The following is a 26,814-nucleotide window of genomic DNA, read 5'->3' as shown; positions in this document are numbered from 1 at the left end:
TTATGAAAATCGGACTGCTTTTCCCCATTGCCATCATTATTGCCGGCGTTAGTTTTCTAGCGTGGTTTATTGTAAGTGGTGCAGCTGTACCGGGTTCCTGATAACGATTTAACATTTGCCCAGGCGCAACTAACCACCTGAAAACGCGGCATTTCGCCAGGAATGCTGCGTCCGTCACGCTCTTCTTCCCTTCTTTGCCATCCCACCCTTCGTCCTGGCAATGACGAAAAGGTGCGACACCCTGATCTGTTTCACTCTTTATTTCACAGAATTTTAACGAAAACGATCGCGGGGAGCCTGCATATGACAACACATCACCAACATTATATTAATGGCGCGTTTGTTGCCGACCAGAATGATAAATGGATAGAAGTTATTAATCCGGCGACAGAAGTATTGCTTTCGCGCATACCCGAAGGGCGTAGGCAAGATGCCGCGCAGGCGATTCACGCCGCCGAAGCGGCGCAACCTGATTGGGAAGCCCTGCCCGCCGTGGAGCGCGGAAACTGGCTGCGCAAAATTGCGGTAGCTATTCGCCAGCGCGAGCCGGAACTGACCGCGACTATCGTTGCTGAGGGTGGCAAAACGCAAGGCCTGGCGCAAACCGAAGTGCTATTCACCGCCGATTATCTTGAGTACATGGCTGAATGGGCGCGCCGCTATGACGGCGAGATCATTAACAGCGATCGTCCCAACGAAAACATCTTTGTCTTCAAAAAAGCCATCGGTGTCACCACTGGCATCCTGCCGTGGAACTTCCCTTTCTTCCTGATTGCGCGTAAAGCGGCGCCTGCGCTGGTGACCGGCAACACTATCGTGATCAAACCCAGTGAACTGACGCCGAACAATGCGGCAATTTTCGCGCAGATTATTCATGAGATTGGCCTGCCAAAAGGCGTGATCAACTTTGTTTACGGCTATGGCCCGGAAATTGGCCAGGAGCTAGCAGGCAACCCGAAGGTGGGCCTGGTGAGCCTGACCGGCAGCGTCAACGCCGGCATCGCAACCATGGAAGCAGCGGCGAAAAATGTCACCAAAGTGTCGCTGGAGCTGGGCGGAAAAGCACCAGCAATCGTGATGGATGATGCCGATTTGGATTTAGCGGTTAAAGCCATTGTCAGTTCGCGCGTAATCAACACCGGGCAGGTGTGTAACTGTGCTGAGCGTGTTTACGTGCAGGAAGGCATTTACGACCGCTTTATCAGTGCCCTAACTCGCGCGATGCAGCAGGTGAAGTTCGGTAATCCGGCTGAGCAAAACGACATTGATATGGGCCCACTGATTACGTCCGCCGCGCTGGAGCGCGTTGAACACAAAGTTGCAAAAGCGGTCGCTGATGGCGGCAAAGTGGTTCTGGGCGGCAAACGTGCCGGCAATAAAGGCTTCTATTTTGAACCCACCATTATTACTGGCGTGCGTCAGGATATGGAGATCATGCAAGAGGAAATCTTCGGACCGGTGCTGCCAGTGATGAGCTTTAAAACGCTTGATGAAGCCGTCACGCTGGCCAACGATTGCGCATACGGCCTTACCTCATCGATTTATACGCAAAATCTGAATACCGCAATGGTGGCACTGCGTAAGCTGAAGTTTGGAGAGACCTACATCAACCGCGAGAATTTTGAAGCGATGCAAGGTTTCCACGCGGGCTGGCGCAAGTCGGGGATTGGGGGCGCCGATGGACGTCACGGGTTAGAAGAGTTTCTACAGACGCACGTCGCCTATTTGCAGTTCTCATGAGGAAAACCCGGTGCGCATTGCTGCGCACCGGAAAACCATTACGCAATGCGCTTCTGGCTGCGCAGCAAGGCCAGACCGCTTAATAGTGACATCGCCATCAGATAATAGCCCGGCGCCAGACTGGTGCCGGTCGCACTAATCAGCAAGGTACAGATTAGCGGCGCAAAACCACCAAACACCGTTACCGCCACGTTATAGCTAATGGCCATGCCGCTGGCGCGCGTGCCGATCGGGAAGAGATCCGCCATCACTGAAGGCACCGTAGAGAAGTAAATCGACTTCAGCAGCGCCATCCAGCACACCAGCAGAATCAGCGTGGTTGGCGTGGCGTGCTCCACGACCAGCTTAAACGCCGGATAGATGGTGACGATCAGCAGAATCAGTGAACCCCACATCAGCGGTACACGTCCTACGCGCTCCGCCCACAGGCCCATAATCGGTGTCACTACCGTCAAAATCACCCCCGCCAACAGCGTGGCAGTGAACGCGACGCTCCCCGACAAGTGCAGATTTTTAGTGGCATAGGTCGGCACGTAATTGAGCATGTAATTGACGGCAGTCGAAATCACCATCAGGCCGATCGCCAACAGCATGAGCTCTTTTTGTCGACCCAACAGGCGTTTCAGCGGCGCGGCTTCCGGTTTGTGTTCGGCGAAGCTTGCGGGTTCATGGACGTGACGGCGTATATAAATCCCCAGCGGACCAATCAGCAGACCAAAGGCAAAGGGGATCCGCCAGCCCCACTCCTGAATCTGGCTTTCTGTGAGAGCCTGCGTCAATCCCAGCCCAAATGCTGACGCCATCAAGGTACTGGCACCCTGAGTGGCGAACTGCCAGCTGGCAATAAAAGCTTTGCGCTCCGGAAAATGCTCCACCAGAAAGGCCGTCGAGCTACCAAATTCGCCACCGGCTGAAAATCCCTGCACCAGGCGCGCCAGCAAAATCAGCAATGGCGCTATCACACCAATGCTGCTGTAGCTCGGCATAAAGGTGATCACCGCGCCACCGAGCATCATCAGGTTAATCGACAGCAGCAACGCTTTTTTGCGTCCGTGGCGATCGGCGTAGTTGCCCAGCACAATGGCACCCAAGGGACGAATCAGGAACGATACGCCAAAGCTGCCAAACGTCAGCAGCATTGAGACCGAGGGATCGCTGGTGGGGAAGAAAGCATGCGCGATGTAGCTGGCAAAAAAGCCGTAAACGGCGATGTCGAACCACTCCAGCGCGTTGCCAATACAGGTAGCAAACAGGGTTTTATGCAGATTCGGTTTGGTGGTACTCAATGACAAGGTGGTATTCACGCTGCTCATCGCCCACCTCCCACGTGCGCACGGTGCTGCGCCACCAGTTCGGTTCCCCGCTCACCCAGATCCCACAGCAGGCGCGTCATGATCTGCAAACCTTCGCGGGCAATCGATTTCAACATGTGCTCGTTCACGCCATGCTGGCCGCAGGCCGGATAGGAGTGCGGCACCCAAAGCGTTGGCAAGCCGAGAATATCGGAGAACACTTCATTCGGTAGCGAACCGCCGAGATTAGGCAGCAGCGCCGGTTTCTTGCCGCACGTTTCCGCCATGCTGGTCAGCACCCAATTGACCAGCGGATCGGTGGGATCGAGACGTGTCGCGGGCGATCCGCGCAGGAACTCAACGTCCACGTAGCCAAAACCGTGTCGTTGCAGATGGGCGCTAATATGCTGCGCAAGGTGCTCCCAATCGGTGCCAACCACAAAGCGCAGCTGGCATACTGCGGTTGCGTTGCCTGGAATCGCGTTCATCGGCTGCGCCGGATTGCCCGTCAGAAATGACAACACTTCCAGCGTGTTCCAGCCATACAGCCGCTCAGTAGGCGAAAGCCCTAGCTCGCCCCAGTTGGCATCAATAGCGGGATCGCCCGGCATGCCCCCGACCTCGATATCCGCCAGAATCTCGCGCACCTGCGGCGTGAGTGAGTTGGGTTTCAACGCATCAACCTGCAATACGCCCTGCGCGTTGACCAGCGAAGCAATCGCATTAGCCAGCTGCGTGCCGGGGTTGGTCAGTAAGCCGCCCCAGTTGCCAGAGTGATAGGCGTTATCACGGGCGTTAACCGTCAAACGAAAGTTAACGGCACCGCGTGAACCCAGAAAAAGCGTTGGGCGAATCGCATTGAGACGCGGACCGTCGGAAGCGATAAACAGATCGGCTTGCAGCAATTCACTGTGCTGATGGCACAGCTGCGCCAGGCCTGGCGAGCTGATCTCCTCGCCCATCTCAAACAGTATTTTGCAGTTGAAGCCCAGTTTGCCGCCGCGCGCCTGGGAAACCTGCTCAAGCGCGGCCAGATTGACGCAGTGCTGGCCTTTATTATCTGCGCTACCCCGGGCATACCAACGATCGCCCTCTTCCACCAGCTGCCACGGTGATAAACCTTCACGCCAGTTTTCATCATCGCCAAATACCACATCGCCATGACCGTAGCTGAGCAGCGTTGGTAGAGCGGGATCCTCAATGCGCACCGCCACGAGGAACGGACGATGGGCGGCTCCCGGATTGTCGATAAAATGCAAGGTGAAGCCGAGCGCAATCAGCTGTGGGCCGATTTCATCCTGCAGGTAACGCTGTAATTCGCTATCACGATCTTGTCGCTGGCTCTCTGTGCGCTGGGCGACGCGACGCGCCAAAATACGTTGGAATTCCCCGCTATCAAAATAGGCGCTGGCTTGTTGCACCGCTTGTTGTGCCGTCATGTTTGCTCTGTCTTTTATTGTTTTGTCGTAATTTCATCTTTACGGAAACTCTGCTTTGCCACAATTATCAAATTATCGAGTAACATTTGCTTTTAAAGCAAAACTCGCCTGCCCGGTTATGAGGCATGCTCCACGATGAGGCGTCTGCATGTTAAGCACTGAAATCCGCTATTTTCTCGCCGTCGTTAATACCGGCTCGCTAAGCGCGGCCAGTCAACAGCTGTTTGTTGCCGTTTCCGCTATTAGTCGCCAAATTCAACGGCTGGAAAAGCAGGTTGGCGCACCGCTATTTGACCGCCACGCACGCGGAATGGCGCTGAATGAGGCTGGAGAAATCTTCGCGCACCACGTGCATAAAAACATGCTGGATATGGAGTACGCGCTAGCGGAAATTAAAGGATTAAACGCGGTGCGCCGCACGCTGATTCGCATCGCCTGTACCGATGGACTGGCATTTACCCTTTTACCGCGCATGATTGCAGACTTTCGCGTTCACAATCCTGGCGTGTTGTTTGAAGTAAAGGTGTTAAGCACGCAAGGCGTGGCGGAAGCACTGCGCAACGGCGACTGTGATGTGGCCCTGCAGTTCAGCCTGCACGCTGAACGGGGCGTTGATGTTGTGGGTTCGTGGCCTGCTCCAGTACTCATTGTGATGCATCACAGCCATCCCTTAGCCAAAGCTACACATGTCACGCTGGCCGATCTGAACCACTATCCGCTGGCATTGCCGCAGCAGAACACCACGGTACGGCAGCTGTTTGAACTCGCCAGCCACATGAGCGGCTGCCTGCTAGAGCCGGTAATGACCTGCGATACCTTCTCCATGCTATTTCAATTTCTGCTACGCACGCCGCAGGCAGTGACTATTTGCAGTGCCTTTACCGTACTGCAGGAAGCTGAAACACACGGTTTGATATTGCGCTCGGTGGGCATTGATCAGCTGAGCCAGCGCACCTTGCAGCTGCAGACGCATTCAGGGCGGCCCCGTAGCGCCGCCCTGAATGTGTTTCTCACTTTTTTGCTACAGCAACTTGATGCGCTGGAAGAGCCTTTACGTCAGCGCTGGAAGCCGTAATTTAGTTCTTAATATCCACCGGATAGAAGATGTGCTTACCGAACGGATCCACCTGATAGCCGCTCACCGATTTGCGTACCGGTTCGAAAATGGTTGAATGAGCAATCATCACCGCAGGCATCTGGTCGTGCATCATCTGCTGCGCCTGCTGATAAAGAGCCACGCGTTTGTCATGATTCTGCTCAGCCCGCGCGTCGGTGATGATTTTCTCAAACGGCTGATAACACCATTTCGAGGAGTTGGAGCCGCCGTTAGCTGACGTGCAGCTGTACAGAGGACCGAAGAAATTATCCGGGTCACCGGTTGCGGTGGTCCAGCCCATCAACGCCGCCTGATGTTCACCATCCTTGACGCGCTTGAGGTATTCGCCCCACTCATAGCTCACGATATTGGCTTTGATGCCCACTTTAGCCCAATCGGCCTGGATCATCTCTGCCATACGACGTGCGTTGGGGTTATACGGTCTTTGTACCGGCATTGCCCACAGCGCAATTTCGGTACCCGGCTTGATTCCCGCTTCCTGCAGCAGCGCTTTGGCTTTCGCCGGATCGTAGTCGTAATCCTTCAGATCTTTATCCGCACTCCACACGTCCGGCGGCAGGATGTTTTTCGCCACGGTGCCGGTGCCTTTGAAAATGGCATCAATGATCGCCTGCTTGTTGATCGCCATCGCCAGCGCCTGACGTACTTTAACGTTATCCAGCGGTGCTTTGGTGGTGTTGAAAGAGAGAAAACCGGTGTTGAGGCCCGATTTCTGTTCAAGGGTTAAGTCAGGATTGGCGCGCATCTTCTCCAGATCGGCCGGATTGGGGAACGGCATAATCTGGCACTCATTTTTCTCCAGCTTGGCGTAACGCACCGACGCATCCGGCGTGATGGAGAACACTATACGATCGAGCTTCGCCTTGCCCTGCCAATACTCGGGGAAGGCTTTATAGAGAATGCGCGAATCTTTTTGGTACTGCACCAGCTCAAACGGTCCGGTGCCAATGGGCTCCATATCCACTTTTTCCGGCGTTCCGGCTTTCAGCATCTGGTCGGCGTATTCAGCCGAATGTATTGAGGCGAAATACCACGCCAAATCGGCGAGGAATGGCGCTTCGGCATGTGCCAGGGTGATACGCACCGTGTTGTCATCGACTTTTTCAATATTTTTGATCAGCTTCGCCAACTCAAGGCTTTCAAAGTTAGCGTAGTTACCTCCAGAGACATTGTGGTAGGGGTTTTTCGGGTCCATCTGACGCATAAACGAGAAAATGACGTCATCGGCATTGAAGTCGCGCGAAGGCTTAAACAGCTTGTTGCTTTGGAATTTTACCCCTTTGCGCAAGTGGAAGGTGTAAACCGTACCATCCGCGCTGATATCCCAGCTCTCGGCCAGGCTCGGCACCAGTTTGGTTGTACCCGGAGTGAAATCAACCAAGCGGTTGAAAATCGGCACGGCGCTGGCATCCACGCTGGTGCCCGAGGTATACAACTGCGGGTTGAAGTTTTCCGGCGATCCCTCTGAACAATAAACCAGCGTTTTCGCCGAAACTCCGCCGGCAACCGCTAATCCCAGTGCCGTGAGCGTCAGTTTTGCCATCACTTTTTTCATCATTATCCTCGCTTTTTATTGACTTCCATGAGTCAGCTTCGTTATTTAATGTTCATCTGACTAATAAATAACATGATTTAACCAGCACGCGTACTACAGACGCCGCAATGCTAATAAGGAATTGTGATGACAGACCAACTTGCCAGCCAATTGACCCAGCGTTTTTACCGTTATCTGGCGGTTTCCAGCCAGAGCGATGCCAAATCAACCACGCTGCCGAGTACGCCTTCGCAACATGCGATGGCAGAATTACTGGCAAAGGAGCTCGGCGAACTGGGATTGCAGGATATCGTGATCGATAAGCACGCCACGGTAACGGCCGTAAAACCAGGCAATCGTCCTGCTGCGCCGCGTATTGGCTTTATCACCCACATCGATACCGTGGATGTGGGTCTTTCACCGGACATCCACCCGCAAACCCTGACATTTACCGGCGATGATGTCTGCCTGAATCGTACGCAGGATATCTGGCTGCGCGTTGCTGAACATCCGGAAATCCAACCCTACATTGGCCAGGACATTATCTTCAGCGATGGCACCAGCGTGCTCGGCGCAGATAACAAAGCGGCGGTGACGGTAGTGATGACGCTGCTGGAAAATTTAAAGGGCGATCACGGTGACATCGTGGTGGCCTTTGTTCCCGATGAGGAGATTGGCCTGCGCGGTGCCAAAGCGCTGGATCTGGAGCAGCGCTTTAACGTCGATTTCGCCTGGACCATCGACTGCTGTGAGCTGGGCGAAGTGGTGTATGAAAACTTTAATGCCGCCGCGGCTGAAGTGGTGTTTACTGGCGTACCGGCGCACCCGATGTCAGGCAAAGGCGTGCTGGTTAATCCGCTGCTGATGGCGCATGACTTTATCGCGCAATTTGATCGCCTTGCCACACCCGAACACACTGAAGGACGCGAAGGCTATATCTGGTTTAACGATATGAATGCCAATGCCAGCCGTGCCGTGCTGAAAGCCTCAATTCGAGATTTTGATTTGAAAGGTTTTGACGCCAGGAAGCAGCAGCTGGTGGAGGTGGCCGATGAGATTGCCGCGCGTTATCCCACCGGACATGTGGCGCTGACCATTAACGATACCTACAGCAATATCAGCAATGCGATTGGTGAAGATCGTCGCGCAATTGACCTGATTTTTGCCGCGCTGGAGCAAGTGGGCGTGGAACCGAAAGTGATCCCGATGCGCGGCGGCACCGATGGTGCCGCGCTGTCAGCGAAAGGTCTGCTGACGCCGAATTTCTTTACCGGCGCGCACAATTTCCATTCGCGCTTTGAGTTTTTACCGGTTCCATCGTTTGTGAAGTCGTATCAGGTGGCGGAAGCGCTGTGTTATTTAGCGGCGAAATAATACAAAAAGGTCGTCATAAATGACGACCTTACTGTTGGATTGGGGTCGCCTTGTTTGGCGACCTTTTTTACATTATTTGCTAGCTGACACATCAATGCCTGGGAAGAATTTCGCTGCCAGCTTGGTCACGGTTCCATCGCTTTGCACCTTAGTGATGGCCGCATCCAGCTCTTGCTTCAGGCTGGTATCCCCTTTACGCAGACCAAAGCCAATGCCGCTGCCAAGAATGGTGTCATCCTCAACCGGCTTGCCGGCAAAGGCGAAACCTTTACCCTGCGGCTTGTCCAGGAAGCCTGATTGACCGGCTGCAGACATCACCAGCGTGCCGTCGAGACGCCCTGCCACCATATCGTTGTAAACCTGGTTCTGATCCTGGTAAGAGGTCACGGTTACGCCCTGCGCTTCCCAATGTTTCTTCGCGTAGGTTTCCTGAATGGAACCCTGCAGCACACCGATATTTTTGCCTTTCAGCGACTCCGCAGTTGGCTGCAGCTTCTCACCCTCTTTCACAATCAGCATGGTGGGAATACGGTAGATCGGCTTGGTGAAATCAATGCTTTTGGCTCGCGCTTCAGTAATGTTCATCGCTGAGTTAATGGCATCAAATTTCTTCGCCTGCAGCGCCGGGATCAGCGCATCAAAGCTGCTTTCCACCCACTTACAATCGAAGTTACCTACCTGACAAATCGCTTTACCCAATTCGATATCAAAACCTTCCAGTTCACCCTGCGCATTGCGGCTTTCAAACGGCGGATATTGCGATTCCAGACCGTAGCGTAAGGTTCCCTGTGCCAGCGCGTGCGCCGAGGTCAGCATGCCGAGAGCGACAAACAGTGCGTTCAATTTTTTCATTATATTTACCCCTAAGTTACCCTTTGACCCGGCAGAGCGCTTCTGCACCGGCCTGAAGTGTTGCGTCGTCTTTTGCGAATGACAGGCGAATTAATTTATTGTCAGTGCCGTCCATATAAAACGCCGATAACGGAATGGTGGCCACACCATGATCGACGATGAGACGTTTTACCATTTCGCTATCGCTCTCGTCACTGAAATGTCCGTAGCTGGCCAACATAAAGAATGAGCCGGCGCTCGGCAGCAGCTTAAACGGTGAATCCTGCAGCAAGGTCAGCAGGCGATCGCGCTTCTCCTGATAGAACGGCGATAGCTGCAGGTAGTTTTGCGGCTGTTGCAGATAGTGAGCAAAGCCAACCTGCATTGGCGTATCAGCGGCGTACATCATGAACTGATGCACTTTAACGATCTCCTCCATCAGCGCGGCCGGCGCCAGCGCATAGCCGACGCGCCAGCCGGTAACGTGGAAGGTTTTGCCAAAGGACGAAACCACCACGCTACGCTGCGCCAGCTCCGGATGCGTTGCCATGCCGCAATGCTGGCGACCATCAAACAGAATGTGTTCGTAGACTTCATCAGACAGCACCACAATATCGGTGTTGCGCGTCAGCGCGGCGAGCTGATCCAAATCCGCCGCTGACAGCACCTGTGCGCTGGGGTTGTGCGGCGTGTTGATGATGATCATGCGGGTGCGCGGGGTAATGGTGGCGCGCAGTTCATCCCAATCGATGGCGAAATCGGGCACCTGCAACTTCAGCCCGACTGGCGTCGCGCCCTGCAAACGCACCACCGGCGCGTAGCTGTCGAAGGCCGGTTCGAAGAAGATCACTTCATCGCCGGGATGCACCAGCGCCGAGATCGCCATATAAATGCCCTGGCTGGCGCTGCCGGTGATCAGCACTTCACTGCTGGCATCATATTGCTGGCCATACAGCGTGTGAACTTTCTCGGCCAGCGCTTCGCGTAGCGCCGGCAAGCCGGTCATTGAGGCATATTGGTTGTGGCCTTCACGCATCGCTTTACTTACCAGCTCCACCAACTGCGGATCGCAGGGGAAATTCGGTGCGCCTTGCGAAAGGTTAATAGCCTGATGTTGCGCCGACAGCTGGCCGATGACGCTAAAAATCGTCGTGCCGACATCAGGCTGTTTGGAAGAGATGTTAACACTGCTATTCAGGGTCATCGTTGCCTCGTAAAGTTGCATAACCACGTAATGAAAATAGATTTCTATTCAACGGCGTGTGGCTTGAGTCGACAAGCGAATTGTTGTCATAATAGCCATGATTAAAAATCATAGCTTGAGGTTGTTATGTCCCGTTCCGCTCTGCCGCTGAATGCCATTCACGCGTTTCTGGTGACTGCACGCCATTTGAATCTGACGCGTGCTGCCAGTGAACTCTGCATTACTCAAGGCGCAGTGAGTCGCAAAGTTGCAACGTTAGAAAGCTGGCTTGGATTCCCATTATTTGTGCGTCACGCGCGTGGACTGCATCTCACCGAGCAAGGTGCTGCGCTGCTGCCGGAGCTACAGCAAGGCTTTGCGCTGCTGGTGAATGCAACGGAAAAAGCCAGCCGCAGCAATACCTCGATTCGCCTGAAAGCACCCACCTGCGCTATGCGTTGGCTGGTGCCGCGTCTGGTGGCGCTGGAACAGTACCGGCCTGAAATTCACGTTGCGCTTACCACCACGCTCGATCATGGCTCGCAGCTCGAGAATTTTGATGCGGCGATTGTGTTTGGCGCAACGCCTGCGGGTTCGCTTTGTCTGTTTGAGGAGCGCTTAACACCGGTAATGGCCAGCAGCGTGACGCCGCCCACCCAGGTCACCGAACTGGCTAAGCTTACGTTTCTCCATCCCACGCAGGATATGCGCGACTGGCAATTGTGGCTGACAAGTGTTGAAGCAGCGCTGCCTATGGCGCGCAACCAGCATTTCGCCACCATGGATTTAGCGATTAGCGCAGCGATTCAGGGATTTGGCATCACGGTAGCGGATGTCACCCTGGTACAGAATGACCTGGCGAACGGTCGATTAATCGCGCCGTTCGCCGCGAGTGTGGCAACCGGCGCAACCTACAGTCTGTTGCAGAGAGCGGAAAAAGATGCGCCACCGTTCCTGCCGGAACTGGTGGCGTGGTTAGCGCAGCCTTAGAAGGAAACCCACTCGTCGGTGGTCGATTTAGGCTGAACGCTGGCGCCAGATAACACCGGGCGACGCAGTACCGGGGCAGCTGGCGATAACGGCATGTTGCTCGCGGGTGTGTTGTCTGATAACCGGAATTTAGCCACAGAGGCTTGTAACTCTTGTGTTTGACGCTCCAGCGCGCTGGCGGCGGCAGAAACCTCCTCAACCAGCGAGGCGTTTTGTTGCGTGACGCTGTCCATCTCCGTCACCGCAGTCCCAACCTGCGAAATTCCCTTGCTTTGCTCTTCCGAAGCGGCAGCGATGTGCTTCATGATTTCATTAACGTCCTGCACCGACTTAAGAATATCGTGCATGGTACTGCCGGCGCTGCTCACCAGTTCTGAACCTTTCTCTACGCGCTGCACGGAATCTTCAATTAATGTCGCGATCTCTTTAGCTGCGCCCGCACTGCGCTGCGCCAGGTTGCGCACTTCGCTCGCGACGACGGCAAAGCCACGTCCCTGTTCACCCGCGCGTGCGGCCTCTACCGCGGCATTTAACGCCAGAATATTTGTCTGGAAGGCAATGCTATTAATGACGCTGGTGATTTCGGCGATTTTTTTCGAACTGCCGGAAATACCTTGCATGGTAGTCACCACTTCACCGACCAATCTTCCGCCCTGTTGCGCGGTGCTGGTTGCGGTTTCTGCCAGGGTGCTAGCCTGACGTGCATTGTCAGCATTGAATTTTACCGTGGCGGTGAGCTGCTCCATACTGGCTGCGGTTTGCTCTAGCGCGGCGGCCTGCTCTTCGGTACGTGAAGAGAGATCGTTGTTACCTGAGGAGATTTCAGCCGCACCGCGATAGATGTTTTCGGTACCGCTGCGAATGGCGCTTACCGCCTCACGCAGGCTGTCCTGCATGGCACTGAGTAATGGCACTAGCTTGCCAACGCAGTTGCGACCAAACTCAGCCACCGGCTGACTCAAATCGCCCTGCGCAATGATGGAAAAATGGTTACGCACGCGCTCGAGCGGTTTCACCAGCATTGCCACCAGATAACGATCGGTAAACAGCAGGATAACCAGGCCAATCACCACCGCCACCAATATGATCGCTTTGGTGATGCTGGTGAGCTTATCAACGGTCACCCGCGTCTCATCCAGTTTACTGCCGGCGGCTTTATTGAAGGCTTCAGCACTGGCACCAAAAGCACGGCTAAGCGGCGGCGTAACGTTATTCGCCTGCGCGCGGTAGGCCTCAAGCGTGCCCTGCTGCGCCAAAGCAACCTGCGGCGCAATGCCCTCATCCAGCAATTTCTGCCAGTTAACGATTACGCTGTTGGCCGTTTCCTCGTCCATTGGACCGGGAGCCATTGCTTTGAACTGAGTCAGCAGGCTTTTCATGTTATCTAATGCCTGCTGCACCGGTGTGAAGGCCTCGCCTTTGATTGGTGCGCCCGATGCCCGACCTTCCATCACGCGCGACAGGCGCGTCACTACGCGAAAATATTGGTCATTTCCTTTGCTTAATACCGTCATTTGATTAACTAACTGGCGGTCAATCTCATTACCGTCGCCCAGAGCGTTCAACGAGTGGACGCTAAACAATCCGACAGCGCACCACAGCAGGCAAAACAGCCCAAGAATGGTGAGCATGACGGCGCGAATCGTGAAGTTTTTTAAGATACCCATACATAATCCCTTGGTGTGAAACGCGAAGGAGGCCCGATTAAATCGGGCATATTGCGTTTATCGGCATGGGAAAGGGAAAATGTAACGGTTTTGGAAGCTAATAAATTGCTCACTAATTGAGGTTACTAAAGCTAGCTTGTAATACTTATCAGTAAGATAGCGTGAAATTTACCTTAAAAAATCATTTGCGCAATTGCACCATTAGCAAGCTAACTAAAGCTTTACATGGCTACGCATCATCAGGCGGAACAAACGCAGCCGGCCACGCATAAATTTTTTCTTCAATACCGCCTCTGCTTTGCCCCGATCGCCTAACGCTAGCGTGATGTCCTCGCCCGCACGCCAAACCGGCCAGTCCACCTCTCCCGGTAAATGAGCGCTAAACTCGCTGGCTTCACGAGCGAAAGCGATCCAATACGCGCTGACCTTAGCAGCAAACGCTTTATCCTGTGCGCTGTAAGTGCGCTCGCTCAACGGCGTGAAGGTGTCGAGCGTATTAAAAACATAAGGAATTTCATTGCCATGCCAGGTGCCGTGCGGATAAAGGTCGCGCGCATTTTCCGAAACATAGTCGAACCAATAGCGCCAGGCAGGCATGCCAATATTGTATTGTGATTGCGCCACGATCAGTGGCAATACGGTAAAGGCCATGTCACGCGCCACCGCGCGACCGAGCAGTGCATCATCGTGCAGATCATAAAGCCATTTCATCAGGCGATAGCTGATGCGGTTCTTGCTACGCATCTGCTTCAATACCGCGGTGGGATCCACACCAAAATAATCTAACACGCTGGCTTCATCACTGTTGCTGCCAATCATCAAAGGAATGCGATGCTGTTTGCCCGCCATAAAGGTGTTCAGCATCGGTTTGGGCAAGACAGCATCACCGCTGATGGGAACCGGTGCTAACGCCAGCGGACGCTCCAGTGGCCAGAACCGATCGGCAGGCAGTTCGCGTAATTGTTCTGCACTGGCGTTTTCTGGCAAATTGAAATGCGCGGCGACCTGTAGCCCGAGTTGCTGTGCCTGCTTCTGCGGCACATCCGGCAGACTGTAAGCGCTTTGCACGATGCCTTTATGAAACAACCCTTCGGCCAGTGGCGAACAGCACAGCGATAATACGCTGCGCGCACCGGATGATTCACCAAACAGGGTAATATTATGACGATCGCCACCGAAGGCCGGAATATTGCGTTGAATCCACTGCAACGCGGCAATTTTATCGAGTAAAGCGAAGTTGTTAATAACACCGCCAACCGGATATTGCGCATCAAGCGCGGGGTGCGCAAAGAAACCGAAGTGGCCAAGTCGATAGTTTAACGTGACGACAACCACGCCTTGTGCCGCCAACGCCTTGCCACGATAAGGATCGAGGTTGCCTGCACCCATTGTGAAACCGCCGCCATGCAGCCAGACCATTACCGGCAACGGACGCGATGGTTCAACATCCGGTGTCCAGATATTCAGGTAAAGACAATCTTCACTGAAACATCCCGGATCACCGCCGCCTGCCGCCACACAAAAATCGCGATTCTGCCAGCTCGCCGCGCCCCATTCCGTTGCATTCCGCACACCTTGCCAGGGCTGGACCGGCTGCGGAGGACGCCAGCGTAAGGCGCCGGTCGGCGCTGCTGCGTAAGGTATTCCCTTAAAGACAAAAAGATCTTCATCCATTAGGCCTCTGAGTTCACCCTCTGCTGTCATGATCCTCAGACGTCGTTCATTTTTCATCTCGGCTTCCCTGATAAAGCATCGTTCCATTATTTGCAGGCCTTTTGCGAATGTCCATGTTCTGAAAGCATTTGCAGATTAAGCCGAAACGCGGTGTGATTCTTTGAACAACCTCATCAAATATTTTGGTTAACCCTAAGACGACCATTTGTTTTAAGGTTACAAGTTAACCTGGCGCGGCGGAGAGACAGCATGTTTGGTGGAATCAACCAGATGTTCACCCGGATGAGCGATCACCCGGACTTCGGTAAATTGCTGTTACGGTTAACCTTTGGCGGGCTGCTGTTGTTTCATGGCGCATTCAAAGCGGTGCATGGCGTGGGTTGGATCGCGCACATGCTCAGTGTTAAAGGCATGCCAGGTTTCATCGCTTACGGTGCTTACATCGGGGAAATAGCGGCACCCGTAATGGTTATCATCGGATTAATGACCCGCCCTGCGGCGTTCATTATTGCGGTGAATATGATTGTTGCGACACTGCTGGTAAAAATGGGCGACGTCTGGCATCGCACTGATGTCGGTGCCTGGGCACTGGAGACAGAGGCACTTTACCTGCTTGGCGCACTCGCCATTATGTTTTTAGGGGCTGGGAAGTACACGCTGGTGCGGGATTCGCGCTTGCAATAACCATAAGAAAAGCAGCCGGTCTGCTGAACTTTACAGACCGGCTCTCTTATTTACGCCGATGCAACACCACAGCGTTCCAGACTGCGCTGCTGCATCTGCTGATACAACGCCATTTCATCCAGTACCGCTACACCCAACGCGCTTTCAAACTCGGCTTTGCTGGCGTTGCCCGCACTGCGTGCCTGTGCCACATCACCTAAATTCGACTGAAAAATTCCTGCAGCGCTGACCGGTAAAAAATCCTCGTAAACAATCGGTTCGACGGCTAAGCGATCTTCTGTCAGCAATTGTGCCACGCTTTCACCTGCACGCGGCGGCACATCCGTCCCTTTCTCGGTCAGGCGATAGCGGAACCAGGCCAGCTGCTGTTCACGTAACGTTTCTTCATCATCGGGGAAATCACGGAACACAGCGCTGAGATGCTGCTGATGATGCTGATTGTCGCTACCGGTGCCGGCTTCAGCCAGCAACCGATCGTACAGCGCGCGTCCTTTCGGCGTCAGTGCTGCACCACGCTGCTCAATCTCACCGAAGCGCGCGGTATGGGTACCCGGCGTGCCGTCATTAAAGTGTACCGCTTCTTCCAGCGCTTTAAAGCTGGTCTGACGTAAGAGGATCGGTACCTGACGCTGCGGCGGGCCTTCAATCAGGGTTTTGGGATCGATGCCGCGCGAGGGCATCAGCGCTTGCACGCGATCAATATCCAGCGTGCGCGGCGTCAGATGGTTGATATGGCAACCGCGAAAACACACGACATCCGCGATCAGGCGGTGCTGTTCACTGAGCGCGCGATAGGTACCGCTATCCACCGTGGTGTGCGCGTGCCAGCGGAAGGTTTCCAGCGCTTCCTGCACAAAACGGGCGGCATCATTCGCGTTGAGACCGCCCTGCTGCTGATGTTGAGCAATCAGCGCGCGGCAGCCAGGCGTAAAGATATCGCGTGCGGCAAGAATCGCCGCGGCTTTAGCGCGCAATGCCTCATCGTCAATTAACTCCAGACGCAGCAATGAGGTAAACACGCGGAACGGATTGTGCCGCAGCGCACGGTCGCTTACGGGGCGAAATGCCGTGGAGTGCACCGGCACTCCAGCTTGTGACAAATCGTAATAACCCACCGCTTCCATCCCCATTACGGCAAACATCTGGCGCAACGTGCTGAGTTCTTCTGCTGTGCCAACGCGAATCGCGCCGTGACGTTCCACGTTCAGCCGACTGAGCTCATCAGCCGCCGATAGACGGTTTTTTAACGCGGGATTAGCTTCCAGCGTGCGTTCATTGACAGCGGTGACCAGCTGCGTCAGCGTGCCATATTGAGGCACTTCCTGCTGATACATGGCTGACATCGCCTGAGAGAAAAGCGTGCGGATCGCATCGCTGCTAAGGAAGTTTGGCATCATCATCACCTTGGGCTAAAGGGCTGCTGCTACTGTAGATCAACCCTTTAGCGCTGGGTGAGAATTTCGTGGAACTGTGATCGCCTTGTCACTCAATGGCGGTTGGATGGTCACCAAAGCGGCATTTCAATACCAGCATGACGGTGGTCAGTACCGCAGGAATCGCCAGCAGCAGAAAAATTTGGCTAAATGACCAGCCGAGAGTTAACAGCTCAGCGCCGACAAACGCGCTGATGATGGCTCCCACGCGGCCCACGCCGTGCATCCAGCTGGAACCTGTCGCGCGCGCGTGAGTAGGATAATAGCTGGCAGAGAGCGCATTCATACCGGTGTTAGCACCGTTAAAACAGAAACCGCTAAAGAAGGCGATGGCGCTCATTAGGCCGACCTGCGCTGGCGAAAAACCCAGCGCGACAATAGCAATGCCGCCGCAGAAGTAGATCGCTGCCAGCGCCAGATTGGCATTGATGCGGTCCATTAACCAACCGGCAAACAACGAGCCGAGGGTGCCGCCCGCTTGATACATTGCGGTAACAATTGCCGCTTCCGTCACCGACATACCTAGCGTGCTGATTAGCGAAGGCATCCAACTACCAATTAAATAAACCAGGAACAGCCCCATAAAATAGCCGCCCCACAGCATCAAACTACCAAACAGATAACGTCGTGACACTACCGTGGCGACAGATCCCCGGCGGGCCGTTGGCAGTTCAGTACTCTGATAATGACTATTTGGCTGCACGACGCCGGGCAGCATGCGTTCAAGAATGGCGTGGATACGTGCGGCGGGGGCACGGCGACTGATGAGAAAACGGACCGATTCAGGCAAGCCACGCAGCAAAAAAGGCAGCACAACCAGCGGCAGCACGCCGCCCATCAGCATGACAGAGTGCCAATCATAGCGTGGTAGCAACCACGAGGCGGCAAAGCCCCCGGACGCGGCGCCAAAGGTGAAGCCACAAAATACAACGGTGATGATAAATGAGCGCCGGCGCTCAGGCGCATATTCAGCAACCAGCGTGCCAACGTTGGGCATCGCCGCGCCAAGCCCTAGCCCCGTCAGGAATCGAAACAGCATCATCTGTTCGATGTTCTGTGCCATGGCGGTGCCTAACGTCCACAGTCCAAAAAAGAGGACGCTGAGCAAAATCATTACGCGACGGCCGTAGCGATCGGCTAACGGGCCCGCAACCATGGCACCCAGCGCCAGACCAATTAGCGCGGCGCTGATCACCATGCCAAGCTGATGATTGGTCACTCCCCAACTGGCTTTAAGCGTAGGTGCAATGAATCCCATGAGGGCAATGTCCATGCCATCAAGCGCGACCACCACGAAGCACAGCGCAATTAAGCGCTTCTGCCAGCTGCTTAGCGCACTCTGATTGATGAGCTGGCGAACGTCTACTGCTTCAACGCTGGTCACTTAACGACTCCTGCACTTTTCAACCGTTTAGGGCATCAGTTTTAGTAAAAAAAACGGCGCTTATCATAGCTCATCGTTAAGAATAACTGGCAGAAAATTTAGATGTAATTGAGAATTATTCAATGTTCTGCTCGATAAGCACTTGATTCTAAGCGGCATAACGATAATGCAAAAAAAGTCATTTTCATGAAGCCCCCTCAATACAAGGGGTTAGCTAGAATCCTAACTTTGCAGCATTTTTGTTAATATTATTTTGCAGGCAGGTTAACATAATTTCAGTTTCCCCATTGCCGCAACTCGGCAGAACTCATTATGTTGAGTGTATGGACAAAAATATCCTTTTCAATCAGCGCATTCGCTTGCGCCATTTACATACCTTTGTTGCGGTAGCGCAGCAGGGCACGCTGGGTCGTGCGGCTGAGACACTGAATCTCAGTCAACCCGCCCTATCGAAAACGCTTAATGAGCTGGAAGAACTGGCGGGAGCGCGGCTATTCGAACGCGGCCGCCTTGGCGCCCAGCTCACCACTTTGGGTGAGCAATTCCTCATCCATGCCGTGAAAGTGCTGGATGCACTGAATCATGCCGGTCAGAGTTTTAACGCTCCGCAGCCCGGTCGCCCAGTGGTGATCCGCCTCGGCGCGCTCACAACGGCGGCCATGGGTATGCTGCCGCAAATCCTCGATCGTTTCCACGAGCAGCAACCGAATACCACCGTGCAAGTCGCTACCCTGCATAACAATGTGCTGTTGGCGGGCTTGCGTGCAGGCGAGTTTGATGTGGGGATCGGCCGCATGGCCGACAGCGAAATGATGGCGGGACTCACTTATGAACTGCTGTTTCTGGAATCGCTCAAGCTTGTGGTGCGGCCAGATCATCCGTTATTAAGTGACAACGTGATGCTTTCACGGGCGATGCAATGGCCGGTGGTGATTTCACCCGAAGGCACCGCGCCGCGCCGCATTGCGCAGCACATGTTGAATGAACAGGGTTGTACCCTTCCGGCCAACTGCGTGGAAACCTCTTCTACCTCGCTGGCGCGTCAGTTGGCGCTGCGTTATGACTATGTGTGGTTTGTACCTTCAGGCGCAATTAAGGAAGATTTGAGTCACGACGCGCTGTGCGCACTACCGATTGCATCGCCGGGCCCGGGCGAGCCAGTTGGCATCATTACACGCAGCGGCAGTCCTTTGAGCCTTAGCGCTGAAGTGTTGATTGCGACCATCCGCAAATTCCATAGTTAGCGGCTGTGCTTAGCATGCCGCTCGCGATTTTCGAGGCGCGCTTTGTCGGTTTTTCGCAAGCCGACATAGAGCGCCCCCGCGCCGCCATCCTGCGGGCGAGCCATGCAATACATCTGCACTTCTGGAAATTCCCGTAACCAGCGCGCAAGATAACTACGCACAATGTTGGCATGCGACTCATCATCACGCCCTTTACCATGAATAATCAGCAGATTGCGTAAGCCGTGTTTGTTGGCTTGCTGCATAAAACTAAACAGTGATTGCCGGCAGGTTTCAACTGGCTGGCGCAGTAAATTCAGACTGGCATCAATGGGATATTTACCTAACCGCAACTTATCCAGCACGCCTTGCTGGATGCCCTCGGCTTTATACTCTAGCGCGGTGGTGAGCGGGATAATGTCCAGAAAGCCGCGCGTCAGAAAGTTTTCCTGCTCCTCGCTCTGCTCTGGCACACGCGGTGCCTTAGGCGAAGGCGCACGCAGCCACTGAGTATTAGCGCAATTTTTAAGTGGTGTCACATCACCCATGGCATCCCGGAAAAGGTCTTCATCATCAAGATTCATGGTGTTTCCTCTCGCCTGGTGTTTAACTGAGCGCCCTTTTTCGACGCCAAAGCCAAAGAGTAGCAAAGGATTTTAAGCAAAACATCTGTCACATATTGCGTTGTAACAAGGCTGGCTTAACTGTAAAGCTGGCAAGAAAACGTTCCAGATCAATTATGGCCCTGCAAAAAAACCCGCTCAAACCCTGGAATACCCGACAATAGTAGGGTTTTAGGTACATTTACTGCTCGGATGAGTTCCCTTCGCTTAGAAAAATGTTAAAATTGACCACAGTCAATAATCATCGAGCGAAATTATATGATCCCGGAAAAACGCAGCATACGACGTATTCAGTCTGGCGGTTGTGCCATTCATTGCCAGGATTGCAGCATCAGTCAATTGTGTATTCCTTTCACGCTGAACGAGCACGAACTGGATCAGCTGGATAATATTATTGAACGCAAAAAGCCCATTCAGAAAGGCCAGACGCTGTTCAAAGCCGGTGATGAACTGAAATCCCTTTACGCTATCCGTTCCGGCACCATCAAAAGCTACACCATCACCGAGCAAGGTGATGAGCAAATTACTGGCTTCCATCTGGCGGGTGATTTGGTCGGTTTTGACGCCATTGTCGGTGCGAAACATCCGAGCTTTGCTCAGGCGCTGGAAACGGCGATGGTATGTGAAATCCCCTTCGAAACGCTGGACGATCTTTCCGGTAAAATGCCTGCGCTGCGTCAGCAGATGATGCGTCTGATGAGCGGTGAAATTAAAGGCGATCAGGATATGATTCTGTTGCTGTCGAAGAAAAATGCTGAAGAGCGCCTGGCCGCTTTCGTGTGGAATTTGTCCCGTCGTTTTGGTCAACGTGGCTTCTCCCAACGTGAGTTCCGCCTCACTATGACGCGCGGCGACATTGGTAACTACCTGGGACTAACCGTAGAAACCATCAGCCGTCTGCTCGGTCGCTTCCAGAAAAGTGGCATGTTGGCCGTAAAAGGCAAATATATCACCATTGAGAACCATGCTTTACTGGCAGAATTAGCGGGCCAGACTGAACAAGCCGCATGATTCTTTGCCGGGTCTGTAAAAGTTATTTTATTGATCCGGCAACAACTTTTCCTCTTCTGCCCTGCACAAACTTAGGCTATCTTTAATCCAACTTGCTTTGGTTTAGGAGATCGGCTTATGTCCCGGTACCAAAATATTCTGGTCGCTATTGATCCCCAACAGGATGACCAGCCCGCGCTGCGCCGTGCGGTTTATCTGAATCAACGTATTGGCGGAAAAATCAAAGCTTTCCTGCCTATCTACGACTTCTCCTACGAAATGACGACGTTACTGTCACCCGATGAGCGCTCAAACATGCGCAAGGGAGTGATCAGCCAACGCACGGAGTGGATTCGCCAGCAGGCTCACGCGTATCTGGAAGCCGGGGTGGAAATTGAGATCAAGGTGGTTTGGCATAACCGGCCTTACGAAGCCATCATTCAGGAAATTCTGGCGCATCAGCACGATTTGGTGCTGAAAATGGCACACCAGCACGACCGCCTGGAAGCGGTAATTTTCACGCCTACGGATTGGCATCTACTGCGTAAATGCCCTTGCCCGGTGTGGATGGTAAAAGATCAGGCCTGGCCTGAGGGGGGTAAAGCCGTGGTGGCGGTTAATCTGGCGAGCGAAGAACCGCATCATGACGAACTCAACCAGAAACTGATTCGTGAAACCACACTGCTCGCCGAGATGGTTAACCACACTGAAGTGCATTTAGTGGGCGCCTACCCGATTACCCCCATTAATATTGCCATCGAATTACCGGACTTTGATCCCAGCGTCTACAACGACGCCATTCGTGGCCAGCACTTGGTGGCTATGAAAGCGCTACGCCAAAAGTTCTCCATCAGTGAAGAGTTCACCCACGTGGCGAAAGGCTTACCTGAGGAGGTGATTCCGGATATCGCATCGCATCTTGATGCCGGCATCGTGGTGTTGGGCACCATTGGTCGCACCGGTCTTTCTGCGGCGTTCCTCGGTAACACGGCTGAACAGGTTATCGATCATTTGCGCTGTGATTTGCTGGCGATCAAGCCGGACGATTTCAAATCGCCGATTGAGTACGATGATGAAGAAGATGAAGACGATTAATTAAACCAGGGCGGTCCACAATGGCCGCCCTGGTTATTACGTTCAGGGCGGTGACTCACATCACCGCCCTGCTTTATTACAGCGCCCGCAGAATACCTTCTACGCTGGCTTTGGCGTCACCAAACAACATCTGCGTATTATCTTTAAAGAACAGTGGATTTTGCACGCCGGCATATCCCGTGCTCATTGAGCGTTTAAACACAATGACGTTCTGCGCTTTCCACACTTCCAACACTGGCATGCCAGCAATTGGGCTGCGAGGATCTTCCAGCGCTGCCGGGTTGACGGTGTCGTTCGCGCCGATCACTAAAACAGTATCAGTGTCGCTAAAGCCATCGTTTATTTCGTCCATTTCCAGCACCACATCGTACGGCACTTTAGCTTCCGCCAGCAGAACGTTCATGTGGCCAGGCAGACGACCGGCAACCGGGTGAATACCAAAGCGAACTTTGATGCCGCGCGCGCGCAGCTTCTCAGTAATTTCAGCAACTGGATACTGCGCCTGCGCCACTGCCATACCATAACCCGGGGTGATGATCACCGAAGAGGAGGCCTTTAGCATTTCAGCCGTTTCTTCTGCAGTGATTTCACGGTGTTCACCCGCTTCTTCGCTTTCTCCACCCACACTTACATCGGTGCCAAAACCACCTGCAATCACGCTGATAAATGAACGATTCATCGCTTTACACATGATGTATGAGAGGATCGCCCCCGAAGAACCCACCAGCGCACCGGTCACGATCAGCAAGTCGTTGCTCAGCATGAAGCCTGCCGCCGCCGCCGCCCAACCCGAGTAAGAGTTGAGCATGGAGACAACAACCGGCATATCGGCACCGCCAATCGAAGCCACCAAATGCCAGCCAAATACCAGCGCAATGAGGGTCATCAGCAGCAGCGCGAACACTTGAGCACCGGTGCTATTGGTCTGCACAAACCACAGCATCAGCAGGAAAGAGACCACCAGCGCGGCGAGGTTCATCTTATGGCGATGCGGTAACATCAGCGCCGAAGAGGAGATCTTCCCGCGCAGTTTGCCAAATGCCACCAGCGAACCGGTAAAGGTCACGGCACCGATGAAGATGCCAAGAAACACCTCGGTGAGATGGATATTTTCCATCACGGGCGCCAGGCCCGGTGCGTGATCGATGTAGCTATTAAAGCCCACCAACACCGCAGCCAAACCGACAAAGCTGTGTAGAATGGCCACCAGCTCAGGCATTTCAGTCATTTCGACTTTCTTTGCCAGACGCAAACCAATCGCACCACCGATGACCATCGCCACGATAATCCAGGCAACGTTACCGGTATGAGGGCCAAAAATAGTTGCGAGCAGCGCAATCGCCATGCCGCTCATGCCAAAAATATTACCCTGCTTAGAGGTCTCGTGCTTCGAGAGACCCGCAAGGCTGCAAATAAACAGAATCGCGGCAACAATATATGCTGCAGTAACTAATCCGCCAGACATGTTGCTACCCCTTAATTCTTACGAAACATTTTCAGCATGCGCTGGGTGACGGTGAAACCACCGAAAATATTGATGCTGGCAATCAGCACGGCAATAAAGGACAGGAATGTTACCCATCCGCCATGACCCATCTGCAGCACCGCACCCACCACAATAATGCCGGAAATGGCGTTGGTGACGGCCATCAACGGCGTGTGTAAAGCGTGACTTACGTTCCACACCACGTAATAGCCAACCACGCATGAGAGCGCAAAGACGGTGAAGTGTGACAAGAAGTCAGGCGGCGCCACATTCGCCAGGCAGGCAAACAGCACCACCGCCAGCGCCAGTAGCAGATACTTGCGCCACGGTGAAACCGGTTTGGCTTCTTCCTTCGGCAGCGGTTGTGCAGCTTGTTGCGCTTTTGGCGCCGCCGAAACCTGAATCGGTGGCGCCGGCCAGGTGACTTCGCCATCACGAATCACCGTCACGCCGCGCACTACCACGTCTTCAAAATCCACGGTGATTTCGCCGTTTTTCTCTTTACACAATAATTTCAGTAGGTTGACGAGATTGGTGCCGTACAGCTGGGAGGATTGCGTTGGCAAACGGCTGGGCAAATCGGTATAGCCGATAATCTTCACGCCATTGCTGGTTAGCGTCACCTGATCGGCAACGGTCAATTCACAGTTACCGCCGGTTTGCGCGGCCAGATCGACAATCACGCTGCCTGGTTTCATACTGGCCACCATTTCTGCGGTAATCAGCTTTGGTGCTGGACGTCCTGGAATCAGCGCGGTGGTGACAATAATATCGACTTCTTTCGCCTGCGCCGCAAACAATTCCATCTCCGCCTTGATAAAGGCTTCAGACATCACTTTGGCATAACCGTCGCCGCTACCCGCTTCTTCTTCGAAGTCCAGCTCAAGGAACTCGGCGCCCATACTTTGCACCTGCTCTTTAACCTCCGGACGCGTATCGAAAGCACGCACAATGGCACCCAGGCTCCCCGCTGCACCGATGGCAGCCAGACCAGCCACACCCGCACCGATGATCATCACTTTAGCTGGCGGTACTTTACCTGCCGCAGTGATTTGGCCGGTGAAGAAGCGACCGAACTCGTGGGCCGCTTCAACGATGGCGCGATAACCTGCGATGTTCGCCATTGAGCTGAGTGCATCAAGCGCCTGCGCGCGTGAAATACGCGGCACTGAATCCATTGCCATCACGGTAACGTTTCGCGCAGCCAGTTTTTCCAGCAGTGCAGGATTTTGCGCCGGCCAGATAAAGCTCACAAGCGTACTGCCCGCACGAGTCAGTTCGATCTCCTGATCGTCTGGCGCATTGACTTTTAATACGATGTCGGACTGCCACACATCGGTGCCATTGGTGAGGGTGGCACCGGCAGCTATGAAGCTCTCATCATCAAAACTGGCGCGCAGGCCGGCATTTTGTTCAACGGTTACGCTGAATCCCAGCTTGATCAGTTGCTCAACGGTCTTTGGCGTGGCGGCCACGCGTGACTCATTGGCTAACCGTTCTTTGGGTATTCCAATTAACATACTGTTTCCTTTCAATAATTAAAGGATGGAGTTCTGTAAGTGGCAAAAGCTCAAAAGCCGAAACAGTGTTTCAGCTTTTTATGAGCAAAATGCACAATGTAACAAAGTCTTTATAACCTACTGAAAATGTGAAGAGTGATCCACAGCGATAACGCGCACTTATGACATTCACACAAATATTCAGACGCAAAGAATGAATGCCATGGTTTGCCACTGCATTTGGAACGTATTAAAAAATATTCTGCTGCGTAAAATCGTGTCATGTCGAATTAAGTGTTTTTAAAAACCTTTATTTAACAATGCATTAACTGTATTAGCACTAAGTGTTACCAGATTAAGTGGTTATCTGTGCAAAAAAGGGGCTTAACAACAATAAATGACAGGCCAGCGAATAAGGTGCCGTTATTGTCAATCTGATGCGTATAAATTGGCTGAGACAGGCTGATTATTACATGCAATAATCAGCGGCTAATCTGTTATACATCAAGAGTCCAGCACGTTTTCGTACTCATTTTGCGTAAGGCGAAGGATCATTTTTATGAAGCTGAAGAACACTATTCTGGCGTCTACCTTGTTATCACTGCTGGCAGCAAATGCTTTCGCTGCTAAAGAGTTAACGCCAGATCAAGCGGCCGCGTTGAAACCATTCGAACGTATTAATATCAGCGGTCGTTTCAATGCCATTGGCGATGCAACAGATGCCATCTCTAAACAAGCCGATGCCAAAGGCGCTGACTCTTTCTATGTTCAGGGTATCAATGACAGCAACGGTAATGGCGGTAACTGGCGCGTAACGGCTGATCTGTACAAAGCCAATGCGCCGAAAGCGGATGACTCAACCAAATACCGCAGCTTCTCAGGCGTGAAAGAGCTGCCGAAAGCAGAAGCCTATCGCCTTGAGCCTTACGATACTGTGTCGGTCAACGGATTCTTCTCTAGCCAGCCGGATGTGAACGAAGCAATTGGTAAAGCGGCGAAAAATAAGGGCGCGGCCTCGTTCTTTATTGTGCGTCAGGTTGATGCCAATAACGGCGGCAACCAGTACGTCACCGCTTATGTGTATAAAGCCGATGCGCCAGAGCGTAAGGTGCAAAACACATCAGACGCCATCCCTGCTGATTCAGAAGCCGGTAAAGCCGCGCTGGCCGCCGGTGGCACCGCAGCGACAAAAGTGGCAATCCCGGGAGTCGCCTCTTCTGAGACGCCGAGCCGTAATGTGGGTCGTTTCTTCGAAACCCAGAGTTCAACCGGTCAACGTTATACGGTGAAAACCGCGGATGGTCGCAGCGTACAGGAAGTGAATGCTATTACCGCTGCTCAGATGCAGCCGTTCGATACCATTACTTTCTCCGATCACTTCGGTACACCAACTGAAATATCTGAAGCGGTTGGCAAACGTGCCGTTGAGAAAGGTGCGAAGTACTATCACATCACACGCCAATGGCAGAACCAGAGCGGTGGCAACCTCACCGTCACCGCCGATCTCTTCAAGTAATTTCTCTCAAGGGCGACGTCTGTCGCCCTTCTCTGTCGTT

22 protein-coding genes are annotated in these 26,814 nt (G+C 53.5%); 10 read left to right on the top strand and 12 right to left on the bottom strand.

Translation table 11 applies throughout. From position 1 onward, the window contains the following. The first annotated feature begins 2 nt into the window (after positions 1-2). Together ACIP6T_RS05225 and aldA are read left to right on the top strand one after the other, a co-directional pair. A complete protein-coding gene (locus ACIP6T_RS05225) occupies positions 3-101 on the top strand; it encodes a YoaK family small membrane protein (protein ID WP_141400252.1) in 99 nt (32 codons plus the stop codon). Positions 102-303: 202 nt separating this feature from the next. Then, on the top strand, positions 304-1,740 hold the full coding sequence (gene aldA, locus ACIP6T_RS05220) for an aldehyde dehydrogenase (protein ID WP_400455751.1): 1,437 nt from the start codon (positions 304-306) through the stop codon (positions 1,738-1,740). Between the two features lie 38 nt (positions 1,741-1,778). Here aldA and ACIP6T_RS05215 read toward each other — a convergent pair whose 3' ends face one another. Continuing rightward, positions 1,779-3,053, bottom strand: a complete 1,275-nt coding sequence (locus ACIP6T_RS05215; RefSeq protein WP_400455749.1) for an MFS transporter — start codon at positions 3,051-3,053, stop codon at positions 1,779-1,781. Next, positions 3,050-4,471, bottom strand: coding sequence for a M20 family metallopeptidase (locus ACIP6T_RS05210; protein ID WP_400455747.1), 1,422 nt, complete (start codon positions 4,469-4,471; stop codon positions 3,050-3,052). The genes ACIP6T_RS05215 and ACIP6T_RS05210 overlap by 4 nt, the downstream gene beginning before the upstream one ends. A 148-nt stretch (positions 4,472-4,619) precedes the next feature. On the opposite strand from ACIP6T_RS05210, the gene ACIP6T_RS05205 reads away from it, so the two are divergent. Beyond that, complete coding sequence (locus ACIP6T_RS05205; RefSeq protein ID WP_097097387.1) at positions 4,620-5,546, top strand: LysR family transcriptional regulator; 927 nt, start codon at positions 4,620-4,622, stop codon at positions 5,544-5,546. Between the two features lies 1 nt (position 5,547). On the opposite strand, the gene ACIP6T_RS05200 is transcribed toward ACIP6T_RS05205, so the two are convergent. Beyond that, the gene (locus ACIP6T_RS05200) at positions 5,548-7,143 is read right to left on the bottom strand and encodes an ABC transporter substrate-binding protein (RefSeq protein ID WP_400455745.1); all 1,596 of its coding nucleotides are present in this window, start codon (positions 7,141-7,143) and stop codon (positions 5,548-5,550) included. Between the two features lie 126 nt (positions 7,144-7,269). Here ACIP6T_RS05200 and pepT point away from each other — a divergent pair, with 126 nt between their 5' ends. Continuing rightward, complete coding sequence (pepT, locus tag ACIP6T_RS05195; protein WP_097097389.1) at positions 7,270-8,496, top strand: peptidase T; 1,227 nt, start codon at positions 7,270-7,272, stop codon at positions 8,494-8,496. A 72-nt stretch (positions 8,497-8,568) separates the two neighbouring features. Here pepT and ACIP6T_RS05190 read toward each other — a convergent pair whose 3' ends face one another. Both ACIP6T_RS05190 and ACIP6T_RS05185 read right to left on the bottom strand, forming a co-directional pair. Next, on the bottom strand, positions 8,569-9,348 hold the full coding sequence (locus tag ACIP6T_RS05190; protein WP_345829795.1) for a transporter substrate-binding domain-containing protein: 780 nt from the start codon (positions 9,346-9,348) through the stop codon (positions 8,569-8,571). Positions 9,349-9,364: 16 nt separating this feature from the next. Beyond that, entirely contained in the window at positions 9,365-10,531 is a 1,167-nt protein-coding gene (locus ACIP6T_RS05185) for a methionine aminotransferase (protein WP_400455742.1), read from the bottom strand. A gap of 126 nt (positions 10,532-10,657) precedes the next feature. Between ACIP6T_RS05185 and ACIP6T_RS05180 the strand changes: the two genes are divergently transcribed. Next, positions 10,658-11,500: a LysR family transcriptional regulator gene (locus ACIP6T_RS05180; protein WP_400455739.1), complete on the top strand. Its 843-nt coding sequence runs from the start codon at positions 10,658-10,660 to the stop codon at positions 11,498-11,500. Here the strand turns inward: ACIP6T_RS05180 and ACIP6T_RS05175 are convergent. Further along, the gene (locus ACIP6T_RS05175; protein WP_345829801.1) at positions 11,497-13,167 is read right to left on the bottom strand and encodes a methyl-accepting chemotaxis protein; all 1,671 of its coding nucleotides are present in this window, start codon (positions 13,165-13,167) and stop codon (positions 11,497-11,499) included. The genes ACIP6T_RS05180 and ACIP6T_RS05175 overlap by 4 nt on opposite strands. A gap of 213 nt (positions 13,168-13,380) precedes the next feature. After that, positions 13,381-14,898 carry a carboxylesterase/lipase family protein gene (locus tag ACIP6T_RS05170; RefSeq protein WP_400455737.1) on the bottom strand — a complete coding sequence of 506 codons (1,518 nt, stop codon included), beginning with the start codon at positions 14,896-14,898 and terminating at the stop codon, positions 13,381-13,383. A gap of 192 nt (positions 14,899-15,090) precedes the next feature. Here ACIP6T_RS05170 and ACIP6T_RS05165 point away from each other — a divergent pair, with 192 nt between their 5' ends. Continuing rightward, the gene (locus ACIP6T_RS05165) at positions 15,091-15,525 is read left to right on the top strand and encodes a DoxX family protein (RefSeq protein ID WP_097097395.1); all 435 of its coding nucleotides are present in this window, start codon (positions 15,091-15,093) and stop codon (positions 15,523-15,525) included. Between the two features lie 50 nt (positions 15,526-15,575). On the opposite strand, the gene ACIP6T_RS05160 is transcribed toward ACIP6T_RS05165, so the two are convergent. After that, positions 15,576-16,919, bottom strand: a complete 1,344-nt coding sequence (locus ACIP6T_RS05160; protein WP_400455734.1) for a VOC family protein — start codon at positions 16,917-16,919, stop codon at positions 15,576-15,578. A gap of 88 nt (positions 16,920-17,007) precedes the next feature. Then, the gene (locus ACIP6T_RS05155) at positions 17,008-18,342 is read right to left on the bottom strand and encodes an MFS transporter (protein ID WP_400455733.1); all 1,335 of its coding nucleotides are present in this window, start codon (positions 18,340-18,342) and stop codon (positions 17,008-17,010) included. Positions 18,343-18,665: 323 nt separating this feature from the next. On the opposite strand from ACIP6T_RS05155, the gene ACIP6T_RS05150 reads away from it, so the two are divergent. After that, positions 18,666-19,586, top strand: coding sequence for a LysR substrate-binding domain-containing protein (locus ACIP6T_RS05150; RefSeq protein ID WP_345829808.1), 921 nt, complete (start codon positions 18,666-18,668; stop codon positions 19,584-19,586). Here the strand turns inward: ACIP6T_RS05150 and smrA are convergent. Continuing rightward, the gene (gene smrA / locus ACIP6T_RS05145) at positions 19,583-20,149 is read right to left on the bottom strand and encodes a DNA endonuclease SmrA (RefSeq protein WP_400455730.1); all 567 of its coding nucleotides are present in this window, start codon (positions 20,147-20,149) and stop codon (positions 19,583-19,585) included. The genes ACIP6T_RS05150 and smrA overlap by 4 nt on opposite strands. Before the next feature lie 297 nt (positions 20,150-20,446). Here smrA and ACIP6T_RS05140 point away from each other — a divergent pair, with 297 nt between their 5' ends. Continuing rightward, a complete protein-coding gene (locus tag ACIP6T_RS05140; protein WP_097097399.1) occupies positions 20,447-21,199 on the top strand; it encodes an FNR family transcription factor in 753 nt (250 codons plus the stop codon). A gap of 117 nt (positions 21,200-21,316) precedes the next feature. After that, positions 21,317-22,273 carry a universal stress protein UspE gene (gene uspE / locus ACIP6T_RS05135; RefSeq protein WP_099686945.1) on the top strand — a complete coding sequence of 319 codons (957 nt, stop codon included), beginning with the start codon at positions 21,317-21,319 and terminating at the stop codon, positions 22,271-22,273. 76 nt (positions 22,274-22,349) lie between these two features. On the opposite strand, the gene pntB is transcribed toward uspE, so the two are convergent. Both pntB and pntA read right to left on the bottom strand, forming a co-directional pair. Further along, on the bottom strand, positions 22,350-23,738 hold the full coding sequence (pntB, locus tag ACIP6T_RS05130) for a Re/Si-specific NAD(P)(+) transhydrogenase subunit beta (protein ID WP_400455728.1): 1,389 nt from the start codon (positions 23,736-23,738) through the stop codon (positions 22,350-22,352). 11 nt (positions 23,739-23,749) lie between these two features. Continuing rightward, a complete protein-coding gene (pntA, locus tag ACIP6T_RS05125; protein ID WP_400455726.1) occupies positions 23,750-25,279 on the bottom strand; it encodes a Re/Si-specific NAD(P)(+) transhydrogenase subunit alpha in 1,530 nt (509 codons plus the stop codon). 538 nt (positions 25,280-25,817) lie between these two features. Here pntA and ydgH point away from each other — a divergent pair. Then, positions 25,818-26,774: a DUF1471 family protein YdgH gene (gene ydgH, locus ACIP6T_RS05120; protein WP_400455723.1), complete on the top strand. Its 957-nt coding sequence runs from the start codon at positions 25,818-25,820 to the stop codon at positions 26,772-26,774. Positions 26,775-26,814: the final 40 nt, after the last annotated feature.

Source organism: Pantoea sp. NPDC088449 (assembly GCF_044753225.1).
GTDB lineage: Bacteria > Pseudomonadota > Gammaproteobacteria > Enterobacterales > Enterobacteriaceae > Pantoea > Pantoea floridensis.
Note: the sequence above shows the minus strand (reverse complement) of the source record. Positions and strands in the feature narration are given on the sequence as shown.

Excerpts from the sequence above, each read along its gene's own strand:
- ACIP6T_RS05225 (WP_141400252.1), top strand. The coding sequence starts at position 3 with ATGAAAATCGGACTGCTTTTCCCCATTGCCATCATTATTGCCGGCGTT.
- aldA (WP_400455751.1), top strand. The coding sequence starts at position 304 with ATGACAACACATCACCAACATTATATTAATGGCGCGTTTGTTGCCGAC.
- ACIP6T_RS05215 (WP_400455749.1), bottom strand. The coding sequence starts at position 3,053 with ATGAGCAGCGTGAATACCACCTTGTCATTGAGTACCACCAAACCGAAT.
- ACIP6T_RS05210 (WP_400455747.1), bottom strand. The coding sequence starts at position 4,471 with ATGACGGCACAACAAGCGGTGCAACAAGCCAGCGCCTATTTTGATAGC.
- ACIP6T_RS05205 (WP_097097387.1), top strand. The coding sequence starts at position 4,620 with ATGTTAAGCACTGAAATCCGCTATTTTCTCGCCGTCGTTAATACCGGC.
- ACIP6T_RS05200 (WP_400455745.1), bottom strand. The coding sequence starts at position 7,143 with ATGAAAAAAGTGATGGCAAAACTGACGCTCACGGCACTGGGATTAGCG.
- pepT (WP_097097389.1), top strand. The coding sequence starts at position 7,270 with ATGACAGACCAACTTGCCAGCCAATTGACCCAGCGTTTTTACCGTTAT.
- ACIP6T_RS05190 (WP_345829795.1), bottom strand. The coding sequence starts at position 9,348 with ATGAAAAAATTGAACGCACTGTTTGTCGCTCTCGGCATGCTGACCTCG.
- ACIP6T_RS05185 (WP_400455742.1), bottom strand. The coding sequence starts at position 10,531 with ATGACCCTGAATAGCAGTGTTAACATCTCTTCCAAACAGCCTGATGTC.
- ACIP6T_RS05180 (WP_400455739.1), top strand. The coding sequence starts at position 10,658 with ATGTCCCGTTCCGCTCTGCCGCTGAATGCCATTCACGCGTTTCTGGTG.
- ACIP6T_RS05175 (WP_345829801.1), bottom strand. The coding sequence starts at position 13,167 with ATGGGTATCTTAAAAAACTTCACGATTCGCGCCGTCATGCTCACCATT.
- ACIP6T_RS05170 (WP_400455737.1), bottom strand. The coding sequence starts at position 14,898 with ATGAAAAATGAACGACGTCTGAGGATCATGACAGCAGAGGGTGAACTC.
- ACIP6T_RS05165 (WP_097097395.1), top strand. The coding sequence starts at position 15,091 with ATGTTTGGTGGAATCAACCAGATGTTCACCCGGATGAGCGATCACCCG.
- ACIP6T_RS05160 (WP_400455734.1), bottom strand. The coding sequence starts at position 16,919 with ATGCCAAACTTCCTTAGCAGCGATGCGATCCGCACGCTTTTCTCTCAG.
- ACIP6T_RS05150 (WP_345829808.1), top strand. The coding sequence starts at position 18,666 with ATGGACAAAAATATCCTTTTCAATCAGCGCATTCGCTTGCGCCATTTA.
- smrA (WP_400455730.1), bottom strand. The coding sequence starts at position 20,149 with ATGAATCTTGATGATGAAGACCTTTTCCGGGATGCCATGGGTGATGTG.
- ACIP6T_RS05140 (WP_097097399.1), top strand. The coding sequence starts at position 20,447 with ATGATCCCGGAAAAACGCAGCATACGACGTATTCAGTCTGGCGGTTGT.
- uspE (WP_099686945.1), top strand. The coding sequence starts at position 21,317 with ATGTCCCGGTACCAAAATATTCTGGTCGCTATTGATCCCCAACAGGAT.
- pntB (WP_400455728.1), bottom strand. The coding sequence starts at position 23,738 with ATGTCTGGCGGATTAGTTACTGCAGCATATATTGTTGCCGCGATTCTG.
- pntA (WP_400455726.1), bottom strand. The coding sequence starts at position 25,279 with ATGTTAATTGGAATACCCAAAGAACGGTTAGCCAATGAGTCACGCGTG.
- ydgH (WP_400455723.1), top strand. The coding sequence starts at position 25,818 with ATGAAGCTGAAGAACACTATTCTGGCGTCTACCTTGTTATCACTGCTG.